Origin of the sequence: Haloflavibacter putidus, assembly GCF_006546625.1 — a bacterium.
Taxonomy (GTDB): Bacteria; Bacteroidota; Bacteroidia; order Flavobacteriales; family Flavobacteriaceae; genus Mesonia; species Mesonia putida.
The window spans coordinates 56,715-68,780 of record NZ_VIAR01000005.1 but is presented as its reverse complement, the minus strand read 5'-3'; the positions used below and the strand labels follow the sequence as shown (position 1 = coordinate 68,780).

The window sequence follows — 12,066 nt, the reverse complement described above, 5'->3', positions numbered from 1 at the left end:
CCTGAACTAAGGGGGCAAATTATTCGGTTGCAAACGAAGTTAAATTTAGTTGGTAATCTTTTAACAAAGTCTCACTTTGGCATCTAATTTTTTAGGTAAAAAAGTTTTTTAAATCTGTAGAGTAGTTTTGATTATAACTGTCTTGTATAACCGTAAGTTACGGGTTATAATGGGTTATTTGCGCTTAGGTAGAGACTTTAAGAATTTTGAGTTAATATATCCGGGGCTTAGTTACCCGAAGCGTTGGGACGCTATAATTGTATGCAGTTTTTTTACTACAGTCGTTTTTTAATATCCATTCGTTGGTGTAAAATTCTAACAATTTCTACGATGTCATTTTCTACTTTTTTATAAAATATGAGATGCGATTTTAATTTAGTTACACGATAGTTTTTTCGTGTTTGTTCTGCCGATTTTCCTGTCATAAAATTATCGGCTATAAATTCAATTTCTGTAATTATTAGATTGTAGTACCTATCAGCTTGTTCTCTAGACCATTTATTTAAAGTATAAACCCAAATTTTACTTAAATCCTTGATCGCCTCTTGACTTATTCGGTATTGGTTTTTACTCATAAATACTTGCGATGCAGTTCTTCCAGGTTTTGCTTTGGATCAAAATTCTCAACAAACCCACTTTGTTCTCCAATTTTGAGAGCTTTTATAAGTTCTCTTTCTTTTTTTTCCTCTCTTTCTAAAAGTCTTAAAGCAGAACGGATAACTTCGCTTACGGAGCCGTATCTTCCAGATTTCACCTCTTCCTTAATGAATTCCTCAAAATGATTTCCGAGTGATATTGATGTATTCTTTCCCATTTTGGATATTATTTAATCAAATATACCAAACCTTGGTAACGTGCGCAAATCGCACACAAATAGCATTAAAAACTTATTTCTCTAAGTCTAAATAATAAACCTTTGCAGATTCTTCAATTTCTGTGTCAATGCCGCCATCGTATTTAAAACTGTGTGTGCGCCAATTATCAGAGGGTTTATAAAATTGAAATGTAAAACGAATTGGCTGTCGGTCATATTTTACTAAATAACTCATCAAAATGAAGCTATTGGATAATTTTTTCTTTACAATCAATTCATAACCATAATACTTCCCCACGTAATCTTCGTTTAAAGTTCCTATTTGCTGTTTTAATTGAGTGATATCGTCTGTAGCGCGACTCATCCATTTATTGTTGGCATAAAGATTATCTAAAGCTTTTGATGCACCATCATTTTTATAAACTGTAAAGAATTCTGCTACTATTTCTTCCGGACTATTTTGACCTATGCTGGTAATGGAGAAGGAAAAAAATAATAGTATTATGAAGAATTTTAAAAAATTTTTGTTTTTCATGGTTTTTGGTTTAGGTTGGTTGTCTGTTAGCAAATACTGGGGTCATATTATTGTTGTTTGGACAATAAAAGTTAAACTCTTTCCAAAGAATAAAAGCAGATTAGAGCAGTTCAGTTTTGTTATTAGTCTAAAATTATGGTTTCTGACTTATCTTCTCCTAACTCAAAAGAAATTGCTTTGGTTTTAATCTTATCTGTACCACCAGCAGTATAATAAGCGGAAAATCTAAATGTTTGAGAATAATTTGTTATTTCGTTAAAAGTAGTGTCTGTTGTCAAATTAGAAAAAGTGGCTACACCATCTTCTCCCGAAGCAGCTTGAAAATTAGCAAACAGTGTATCTTCGCCAATTGTTTCCCAAGTGTTTTCGTTATAGGCATAAACTACTACGCCTTCTACCTTTTCTCCATTAGCATCTTCAAGTGTAATGTCTATAGAAGTAACTTTATCTGAAGAAGCGTTATCATCGTCTGATGAACAAGCGGTTAACATTCCTAGTGTTAAGAATAAAAGTAAAAATTTTTTCATTGTGATTGTTTTGTAATGTGTTTAAAAAATGTGTAAACTGCTCCAATCGCACCTTTAAACGCACAAATATATCTTTTTATCTTAAAAACATTACCAAATTGACATCATTTTACTTATAGACAACCGTATGGGGTAAAAAACTAGTTGAAAAAGAGGCTTTTACAATTTAATTTTTTAGAAAATTATTAAAATAAAGTAGGGATAGAACCTATTTTTTTGCATTCTAATAAACCTCGACTGCGCTCGGTTTGACATTTTGGTTTTATCGGAAGTATATAAAACAAAATAGGGAGTACCAATTTTTTTTGATACTCCCGATTTCATTCCGCGAAAGCGTAATCTTTTTATTATTAATAAGAACTATTCATCTAAAAATTGACGCAATACATATTGTAAAATACCTCCGTGTTTTACGTACTCTACTTCAATTTTAGAATCTAATCGTAGAATTACTTTAAACTCGGTTTTTTTACCGTCTTCGTTTTCTGCTACTACGTCTAATTCTTGTCCGGGTTCTAAACCTGCTTCTATACCTTTTATGCTAATGGTTTCTTTACCTGTAAGTTCTAAAGTATCGGCATTTTCGCCATCTTTAAATTTTAAAGGTAAAACGCCCATACCAACTAAGTTAGAACGGTGTATACGCTCGTAAGAAGCTGCGATAACGGCTTTTACTCCCAATAAAATAGTTCCTTTTGCGGCCCAGTCTCTAGAAGATCCGGAGCCGTATTGGGTTCCGGCAAGAACTACTAAAGGCGTTTCGCTTTCTTTATAACGCATAGCTGCGTCATAAACCGTAGTTTCTTCGTCGTCTGGGAAATAGGTGGTATAACCTCCTTTTTTATTAGCTATTTGGTTGTTTATTCTTACGTTGGCAAAAGTACCGCGCATCATAACTTCGTGATTACCACGTCTGGAACCATACGAGTTAAACATCTTTTTTTCTATGCTTTTGCTTTGCAAATACTTTCCGGCGTCAGAATCTTCAGAGAACAGACCGGCGGGAGAAATGTGATCGGTGGTAACCGAGTCGCCCACCTTGATCAGTACGCGCGCGTTTTCAATATTTTTAAGTTGCTCCGGTTCTTCACTAATGTCTTTAAAAAACGGAATTTCTTTAATATAAGTAGAATCGTCTTTCCACTCGTAATCCAAACCGGTTGGCGCTTCTAATTTTTGCCATTGCTCTTCTCCGTCAAAAATAACTTCGTATTCTTTGGCGTAATCTTCTTTAGAAGTGGCAGACTCTATGGCTTTTTGTATTTCGTCTTGAGTTGGCCATAAATCTTTTAAGTAAACATTTTTGCCATTAGCGTCTTTGGTTAAAGGGTCTTCCATTAAATTAATATCTACACGACCCGCAATAGCATAGGCAACCACCAACATTGGCGATGCTAAAAAGTTCATTTCAATTTTGTTGTGAATTCTAGCTTCAAAATTTCGGTTACCGCTTAAAACAGAAGCTACAATTAATTCTCCTTCGTCTACTGCTTTATCAATATGCGGCGGTAGAGGACCGGAATTTCCTATACAAGTAGTACAACCGTAACCTACTACGTGAAAACGCAAGGCTTCCAAATCTTCTAACAAACCGGCGCGTTTTAAATAATTGGTAACTACTTTAGATCCGGGTGCCAAAGATGTTTTTACCCAAGGTTTTACATCTATTCCTTTTTGAATTGCTTTTCTGGCAACCAAACCTGCGCCCAACATTACAGATGGATTAGAGGTGTTGGTACACGAAGTAATTGCGGCTACCACAATAGAACCATCGCTTAAAGAATATTGCTCATTGCCTTGCGATATATTTACCGAATGTAAAACATCGTCTTTTTCTACAGATATTTCTGCATCTACTTCTTGCTCTCTAAATTGTTTATTGAATTTTGTACCGGAGCCGCCTTCGCTATACCAAGTTTCTCTTTTTTTAGGAGAGAGATAATCCCGGCCGTGCGCTTCTTTTAAAATATCGGTAAATTTACTTTTTAAATCTTTTGCGAGAATTTTTTGTTGTGGCAATTTTGGCCCCGAAACAGAAGGTTCTAAATCGTCTAAGTTTACGGTTACCACATCGCTATACTTTATATCTTCTTCGCCCGTACGCCATAACAGATTATTTTTACAGTAATCTTGTACCAAATCTAATTGGTCTTGATCTCTGTTGGTTTGCTCCATATAACGTATAGTTTGGTCGTCTATAGGAAAATAAGTTACCGTACAACCAAACTCCGGAGACATATTAGAAATAGTTCCTCTATCGGGTACCGAAAGATAATCTAAACCATCGCCAAAAACTTCTACAAAATCTCCTACCACGCCATAATCTCTAAGCACTTTGGTAATTTCTAAAACCATATCTGTAGAGGTAATGCCTTCCGGTAGCTTCCCTTCTAATTTTAAGCCGATTACTTTTGGTGCCGAAAAATAAATAGGTTGCCCTAAAAGAGCTGCTTCTGCGTCTATACCGCCAACGCCCCAACCAACAACGCCAATTCCGTTTACCATTGGCGTGTGCGAATCTGTACCAACCAAAGTATCGGGAAAAGCCCAACCGTCCCGGTTAACAACACCTTTTGCCAGGTATTCTAAATTTACCTGGTGACAAATTCCCATTCCCGGTGGCACTACGGTAAAGTTTTCGAAGGCGTTTTGCGCCCATTTTAAAACTTCGTAACGTTCTTTGTTTCGTTTATATTCGTATTCTACGTTTTTCTTGTAGGCGTAATCTGTCCCAAAGAAATCTACTTGCACCGAGTGGTCTATAATTAAATCTACCGGTACTTTTGGGTTTATCTTAGCGCCGTCTTTTCCTTTTCTAATAGCTTCAGAGCGTATTGCTGCAATATCTACAACGGCGGGAACACCGGTAAAATCTTGCATTAAAACCCTTGCAGGTTTGTAAGGAACAGAACTTTTGCTTCCTTTTGGGTTCCAATTTACCAAATCTGTGATATGCTGATCTTCTACCAAAAAGCCATCATAATTCCGTAAAGCATTTTCTAATAATATCTTTATGGAAAATGGCAATTTTTTTACCTTAGGATATTCTTCCGCAAAGTCTTTAAGACTGATATATTTTAAATCGCCATTGGCTGTTTTTAAGGTTTTGGTAATTTTTTGAATAGTTTCTTTCATAGCTTGTCAATTTTAAGGATGGTCAGTCTAAAGATACTTAGTTTTAACCGAAGAACAAAACCGAAATATCGGTTTTAAGTCTTATTTAGCCTTTAGAAGGTTTTTGATAGGAAAAGCAGTTTTGTAAGAAGATAATAAAAGTTTTAAATAGAAACTTTTATTCTTTTTGTTTTTTTAATAAATAGGCGTAGGGCTCTAAATTTTTGGTGTTTTCAAAAAGCACTTTTAACACTCCCACCAACGGCAGGGCAAAAATAGCACCTACCATTCCCCATAATACCGAAAAGAGGATAACGCCAAAAACGGTAATAAACGGATTTAAATCTATCTCATCTCCAATAATCCAGGGTGTTAAAACGTAATTTTCTAAAAGTTGTGCAGCCATAATTACTCCTAGAACCGTGAGCGCCGGACCGCCACCGGCATATAAATACGATAAAATTATTGCAACGCCGCCGCCTATTATATTTCCTACGTAGGGAATTATAGAAAATAAAGCTGCAAATAGAGCTAAAAACAGTGCAAAGGGAACTTGACCAATTTTAAAACCAGCATAATAAAGAATAGCTAGGAGAAACATTATTTTTCCTTTGCCAAAAAGATAACCGCTAATAATTTCTGAAGAACCTTTTAAAATTTTTGATGCGCCTTGGTTGTTGTTTACCAACTTTTTGAAAAAACCTATAAAAAGCTTTTTCTGCATAAGCAGAAGAATAACATAAATCAAAATTATAAACGAATTAGAAATCACATTGGAAACAGAAGCCAAAAAGCCTTCTGCCAATTTTTGTATTTGGTCAAAGAAATTTACGTTTTCGTTAAAAGTTTCTTTAGGATTTATTTGAAATCTGTCTTGCATCCACGTACTAAAAACGTGGTATTTCTGTAAAGCTTTTTCTTTTATGGTAGGCCAATCTTGTGCCATATTGTTTACCTGTGTGCTAATTAGCCAAAATAGTAAAGTAAAGAAGACAATAGATAACAACATAGAAATACTAATTGCCAACCATTTGGGAAAACCCCAAGATTTCATTTTTTCGGTTGGTTTATTCAGTAAAGTGGCAATTACAATTGCTACTACCAAAGGCAATATTAATCCTGAAGCATAGGTGAGTATTAGCCAGATTAAACTAATTAAAAGTAAAAATTTAATGGTTTTATTTCCGGATATATGTATTTTATGGTCGCTCACATGTTGATTTTTAATTATTACTTTCAGTAAACCGAAAAGATACTTGCTGGTTAATTTTTTCGTTACGGAAATCAAACTACAAGTTAGAAATTCTATTTTTTTATAAATTAACAATTAAGCTAATCTTAACGTAACAAATTAATTAGTTACTCGCGGTAGTTCTTCTTTTTTATAAAACCTGCTGCCCTGCCAAGTTTACAAATTTTTAGACAGTAGGTTAAAGCACGCTCTTAGGAATTTTTAAAATTTAAAACCTAAGGTAAATAAAATTCGTTGATCTTCTGAACTTCTGTAATAACCAATATTTGCTGTAAGCGCGTTAAAACCATTAATAAAAATTGAACCGCCATAACTGTTATGCCATTTTTCTGAAGTATCGTTTTCTACCCAAACCCTTCCGTAGTCAAAACCGGCAGAAACTCCTACCCGTATTGGCACAAAATTGGTTTTAAATTTGGTTATGCCGACACGCAAATCTGTACTCTGAAAAAAGGAGGATTTTCCTAAAAATCGCTCGTTTCTATACCCTCGTAAACTCTCGTTACCACCAATTCTTGCGGCGTGGTAAAATTCGTAATTATCGCCTAAAATAAAATTGGCTTTAGCTATAGTAGCTAAAGTTGCGGCACCACTTTCGTGAATAGGGTAAACAAAAGAGATGGTTGGTTTTATATAACCAAACTGATTATCGTAATTTTCTTCTATTGTACTTTTATAACCGGCTTTTAGGTCTAACTCCATCCCGCGTCTTGGGTAGCCAATAAGACTTCCTTTATTGTTAAAATTAACGCCTACTTCTCCGCCTGCATAAAGTTGCTGCTCATAAACATCATTACCGGCATTAAAGAAATCTTGTGCAAAGCCGTTGTCCTTGTCGGCTACTTCATGACTTTCTAAACGCGCTTGGATATGAGCTGTAAAAGTCTCGTTTTCTTTATAGAGTAAAGATGGGGCAATATGCCATTGTTTAATTTTGGTACGGTTGTAATCTTTGCTTACTGCATCTTCGTCGTAAGTGCTTTGATTACCTACACCAAAGAAGTTGGTTGCATATTTATCGCTGGTAAAGCGTGCGTCTAATCCAAAATTCCAATTATAAAAGATATGCGCAAACTCTCCGTTATACATTAATTCTATACCTTGGGTAGCGGCATAATAATTGGCAGTTACCGTATGTTGCGTTGTAAACGGATTACGCATTAGACCATAAGTAGTAAACTGGTCTGTTAAGCCAATTTTAAAACCTTCGTCTGAGCTAAAACCTATGCTTGGCAACACAATATTCTGATTGTATTTTCGCTTTTGCGGATCGTAATTATTAATATCGTACGAATCTGTTAAACGTTTGCCACCAACATTTTTATAGGTATTTTCTTTAGATTTATAATCGTAAACTTTTATACGCTTGCGATTTTCAAAATTATAGGTGTCGTTTTCTTCTCCGCCAAAAACTTTTATTTTAATAAGTTGACTTCCTTCGCCCGAAGCAGTAAAAGTATCGTTACCATCTAAACTGTAAATCCAAATTTCTTTGGTTTTTTCTTTATCATATTGGTTATCAAAAATACGTCTATCTTCCTCCTCTATAGTGATTTTGGTAATACCGTTTGGTTCTCTAATAATATTTACTTTGCTATCTTCGTCTGTAGCGACAATTACTTCGTGTTTTTTGAAATAATCATAATAATCGCGGGTAATTTTAAGCATATTATCGCGTCGTTGCTTTAAAGAGGATTTTATGCTTTCTATACTTTTATCTTGCACATCTGGTAAAAGGTCTCCAAAAGCATTATCTATTACATCATCTGTAAGATGGGTTTGTAAATATTCTGCTTGGGCTTTCCAATCTTCCCAACTGGCTTCATTTATAAAGGTTTTGTCTAAATAGTAACCTGCATGATTAAGCCATTTTACATCTTTTACTTCGCCAGAATAAGTTTGCATTGGCCGTATGAGTGGCACGCCAAATTTTAGTAGTTTTATTATTGGCCCGTCGTATTTTGGGAAAGCCTGATCTCTATCTCTTGGAATTGGTTTGTATAATTCTGTACCATCTTTTTGTTCAAATTTAGACCATCGCCATTGGTCTGCGTGTCTGTCCCAATCGCCAATAAGCATATCAAATAATCTGGCTCTTATATATAAATCTTCGTCTATTTTTGCTTGATTGTCATCTCTTATTTCGAGCAGCATATCTGAGGTGCTTAAAATATCGTCTGCATCGCCAAAAGTTTCAAATGTTTTATTTTCATCGCCAACGTGTTCTTCAAACATATATAGTTTATCGCCATAGGTTTCGTTAAACCTTCCTAAGCGTTCTTGTTTAGGAACATATACAATTTCAGGATTAGCGTGATAGATATTAATTGCATCTAATAAATCTCCTACAGCAAACGGGGCATAAGGATGTGCAGTTGTATAAAAATCTTGTACAATATCTTCTGCAATAGTATTGCGCATATAATCGCGTATGTAATGATCTGGAATGGCAGATTGTATAAAACGAACCGCACTTTTACGCAATTCTCTAATATTATACTCGTGTTCTTTATCGTTTATAAGCCGTAAAGTACGCGACTGGTTTCCGCCGCCGGCACGTAAAGCGCGAAGATTATGTGGCAAACTGTCTAAAAATAAAACCGGAGCTTGTATTTTTCTGCTGTAAATAGGTCTGTAATGTTCTCCCCAAGCCCAAGTGTAAAAACCAGATTTATCGGTTTCTTCTTTGGTATAAATAGAAGCTTTGTGCGTAGCTCCAAAATCACTGTTTTGATGGTATGTAAAATCTTCCAGCTCTCCGCGTTTACTTTTTATTTCTTTAGAATAAACTTTTTTTGCTCCATTTGGTTCCAATTCATAGATTTCTACTTCAGAACTACCGTCTTTATAGGCATTTAATTTAACAAAGCCGTGAGCGTTGCTTCCATAAAAGCCTTTATCTGTTTCGGGTCTCGTTTTTTCTGTGGTTGCTACTGCGCCACTTATTATTTGCGGAATGCCATCGTCTTCTAAAAATTGCAAGTTTTTATGATTACCCGATACAAAAATTACATCTTCAAATTGGCTGGCCAAGGTTTCTAATCTGCCAACCAAATCTTGCATGGTATTGTTGTAGTAATTCTGTTTAGAAAAACCGCCCATTCTGCCAAAAAAACCTTTGCGAGTAGCACTCAAAACCGGATGATGCACGGCTACAATAACCGTTTTATTCTGCTCGTCTTTGAGTTCATCTTTAAATTCCGTAAAGAATTGTTCTCTGGTTTTTATTTCGCATTTGTTATTAATGTATGGGTAATTGTCCCAATCTTCTAAAAACCATTGCGAATCTACCATTACCAATTCTACCTGATCACTTAAGGTTTCCCGCTCTAAAGGGCAACCGTCGTTTGGCCAGAATTCTGCTTTGCTGTTATCTTGCAAATAAGACTCGAGATCATCTAGGTTTTTATGGCCTCCTTTATTCCATTCGTGGTATCCGGGTGTATAAATTACCTCTCCGTTAAAATTTTCTAACGGCTCCATCAACGAGCGTTTTAAAAACTCTTCTTCGCTTTTTCTGGCTTTAGCATCTTTTAAATAGCCATTGTTTCGGGTTATATTACCTATAGCAACAAAAGCAGCATTTTTATCTTTTTGAGAAGCTTCTACAATTGCTTTAAGAATTTTATCTGCTTTACTATTTTTTTCGATACCGGTATTTGCGGTAAAATAAATGCTTTTAGAAATTTCCTTTTCTTGTGCTTGTACGAGAAAAGCACTTATTAACAGAAAAAATAAGAAAGTTTTTTTCATCTAGAATTATAATTGAATATTAGACTGGCTAATTTTAAAAAAAAAATGGAAGGAAAGCTTATTTTTAACGCATTATAACTTTTTAAAAAAGCAAATACCAATAAAACGTTAAAAAGTTTTCTACTTTATATGTATTGTAAACAGTTATTTTTTATTTTTGAAGCAACTAACTTCTTACAAAATGAGAAAGCTATTTTATATTCTTAGCTTTATACTACTTTTTTTATCGTGTGAAAAAAAAGAGAAAACAAGTAAACCAATACTGTTTTCTACTGCTACCATAGAAAATTCTAAGAATTTAGACAGCATTAACGAAGCATTGGAAGTTGCTCTAGCAGTAGCCAATTTTGATAGAGCCTATATTGCTCAACGCCGCAAATATGAAATTTTGCACCGTGAAGTTTCTGCCCATCGCTATAAAGCTATGTTAGACAGTTTGGCAACTTTTGCAGAAAATAGTGGTAGTAAAAAGCTAATTGCGGAGTCTACTTATAAATATGGACGTTATTATAGACTACAAGAAAAATACGATAGCGCCTATTTTTATTATAATAAGGCAAAGGACCAGTACTTAAATCTTAGCGATAGTTTAGAAATAGCAAAAGCCTATTTTTCTTTAGGAAAAATTTTATATAAAGAAAACGATTATTTTACAGCACAACAATTAACTATAGAAGGCTTAAATTATTTACCGCCCAATACTAAAGCTGTTTATCTTATTTCTTCCTATAATGTATTAGGTTATAGCGCTATGGGTTTAGAAAAATACGAGCAAGCTACTTATTGGTATGAACAAGCCATAGCGGTGGCACCGAAATCTAAATATGCCCAGCAAGTTAAAATTAACCTAGCAAAGATTTATATATACCAAGAAAAATATAAAAAGGCAATTAATCTGCTAAATACGTTGCTTAGGTCAGAAGAATTTCAAGACGAAAATATAAGCAGAGTGCGTATTTTAACATTTTTAGGAAATGCGTATACCAAAATAGGAAACCGAAAAAAAGCTTTACCAGCCTTACAGGAAGCACTGCGATTACGAAAAAAACTTGACACTAACCTTGGTTATGTTTACGAGTATTTGGCTAGATTTTACAGAGACTCTAATCCGGAAAAAGCAAAAGAATACATCGATAAAATTTTAGATTCGTCAGATAATTTATCGTTAAGATTAGGTGGATTAAAACTTATGCATAGTTTACCGCAGATAGCCAATAAAGATAAATACTACGAAAAATATATTCATTTATTAGATAGTCTACATAAAATAAATATTAGTAAAGCAGATAAATATGCGCAAATAAGGTATAGGGGAGAGCAAAGCAAAAAGCGCATTTTACAATTAGAAAGAGAAACTACCAAAAAAGAACTACAAATAGAGCGGCAAAAATACACTAATTTAATTGTAGGTTTTATCATATTTCTATTGGTGGTATTAACTATTGGTTTTTATATTGTGATGTTTAACCGCCATAAAAAAAATAAGGAAATAGCGGTTTATGACACAGAAAATAAACTATCTAAAAGAGTACATGATGAAGTAGCTAACGAGGTTTACCAGCTTATAAACACGCTAGAACACAAAGAAAAACTCTCTAAGCAACAAGTGTTAGACCGTTTAGAAATAATATATGAACAGACCAGAAATATTGCCAGACAAAATTCTTCTTTAGAAATCTTAGAAGATTTTAGCGAGAATCTAAGTAATCTTATCTATAGCTATCAAAACCAAAATGCGAGTATTATAGTAAAAAATTTGGAAGAAAAAACCTTTAAAAATTTTGAACCCAAAAATAAAATTACTTTATACCGTATTGTGCAAGAACTAATGACCAATATGAAAAAACACAGTAAAGCAGATCTGGTTTTTCTAAATTTTGAAGCTAAAAAAGATAAAATAAATTTTGTGTATAGAGACAACGGTAAAGGTTACGAAAACGATGGCAGCATAATAGAAAATGGTCTAAAAAATGTAAAAGATCGCGTTAAAGAAAATGGTGGTAAAATAAAAATTATAAACCTTTTTTCAGGTGGGGTTGAAATTAAAATTAGCTTATTGAAAAAGAAATAA

Annotated in this window: 8 protein-coding genes; 1 reads left to right on the top strand and 7 read right to left on the bottom strand. The window is 34.2% G+C overall.

Annotated elements, in window-relative coordinates; translation table 11 throughout:
* Positions 1 to 275: 275 nt before the first annotated feature.
* The 7 genes from FKR84_RS06430 to FKR84_RS06400 all read right to left on the bottom strand — a co-directional run bounded on the left by FKR84_RS06430 (position 276) and on the right by FKR84_RS06400 (position 9,995).
* On the bottom strand, positions 276 to 575 hold the full coding sequence (locus FKR84_RS06430) for a type II toxin-antitoxin system RelE/ParE family toxin (protein ID WP_141421479.1): 300 nt from the start codon (positions 573 to 575) through the stop codon (positions 276 to 278).
* A complete protein-coding gene (locus tag FKR84_RS06425) occupies positions 572 to 814 on the bottom strand; it encodes a type II toxin-antitoxin system ParD family antitoxin (RefSeq protein WP_141421478.1) in 243 nt (80 codons plus the stop codon). Before FKR84_RS06425 ends, FKR84_RS06430 begins: the two co-directional genes overlap by 4 nt.
* A 73-nt stretch (positions 815 to 887) precedes the next feature.
* The gene (locus tag FKR84_RS06420; protein WP_141421477.1) at positions 888 to 1,349 is read right to left on the bottom strand and encodes a hypothetical protein; all 462 of its coding nucleotides are present in this window, start codon (positions 1,347 to 1,349) and stop codon (positions 888 to 890) included.
* Positions 1,350 to 1,471: 122 nt separating this feature from the next.
* Complete coding sequence (locus FKR84_RS06415; protein ID WP_141421476.1) at positions 1,472 to 1,876, bottom strand: hypothetical protein; 405 nt, start codon at positions 1,874 to 1,876, stop codon at positions 1,472 to 1,474.
* Positions 1,877 to 2,236: 360 nt separating this feature from the next.
* Positions 2,237 to 5,011 (bottom strand): aconitate hydratase AcnA, encoded by a 2,775-nt coding sequence (gene acnA / locus FKR84_RS06410; RefSeq protein WP_141421475.1) that lies wholly within the window; start codon positions 5,009 to 5,011, stop codon positions 2,237 to 2,239.
* Positions 5,012 to 5,168: 157 nt separating this feature from the next.
* Positions 5,169 to 6,203, bottom strand: coding sequence for an AI-2E family transporter (locus FKR84_RS06405; protein WP_141421474.1), 1,035 nt, complete (start codon positions 6,201 to 6,203; stop codon positions 5,169 to 5,171).
* Between the two features lie 240 nt (positions 6,204 to 6,443).
* The gene (locus FKR84_RS06400) at positions 6,444 to 9,995 is read right to left on the bottom strand and encodes a metallophosphatase (RefSeq protein ID WP_141421473.1); all 3,552 of its coding nucleotides are present in this window, start codon (positions 9,993 to 9,995) and stop codon (positions 6,444 to 6,446) included.
* 181 nt (positions 9,996 to 10,176) lie between these two features.
* Between FKR84_RS06400 and FKR84_RS06395 the strand changes: the two genes are divergently transcribed.
* Positions 10,177 to 12,066: a tetratricopeptide repeat-containing sensor histidine kinase gene (locus FKR84_RS06395; protein ID WP_141421472.1), complete on the top strand. Its 1,890-nt coding sequence runs from the start codon at positions 10,177 to 10,179 to the stop codon at positions 12,064 to 12,066.

Bases quoted from the DNA above. Each gene is read 5' to 3' on its own strand.
- FKR84_RS06430 (WP_141421479.1), bottom strand. From the start codon at position 575: ATGAGTAAAAACCAATACCGAATAAGTCAAGAGGCGATCAAGGATTTA.
- FKR84_RS06400 (WP_141421473.1), bottom strand. From the start codon at position 9,995: ATGAAAAAAACTTTCTTATTTTTTCTGTTAATAAGTGCTTTTCTCGTA.
- FKR84_RS06395 (WP_141421472.1), top strand. From the start codon at position 10,177: ATGAGAAAGCTATTTTATATTCTTAGCTTTATACTACTTTTTTTATCG.
- FKR84_RS06415 (WP_141421476.1), bottom strand. From the start codon at position 1,876: ATGAAAAAATTTTTACTTTTATTCTTAACACTAGGAATGTTAACCGCT.
- FKR84_RS06425 (WP_141421478.1), bottom strand. From the start codon at position 814: ATGGGAAAGAATACATCAATATCACTCGGAAATCATTTTGAGGAATTC.
- acnA (WP_141421475.1), bottom strand. From the start codon at position 5,011: ATGAAAGAAACTATTCAAAAAATTACCAAAACCTTAAAAACAGCCAAT.
- FKR84_RS06420 (WP_141421477.1), bottom strand. From the start codon at position 1,349: ATGAAAAACAAAAATTTTTTAAAATTCTTCATAATACTATTATTTTTT.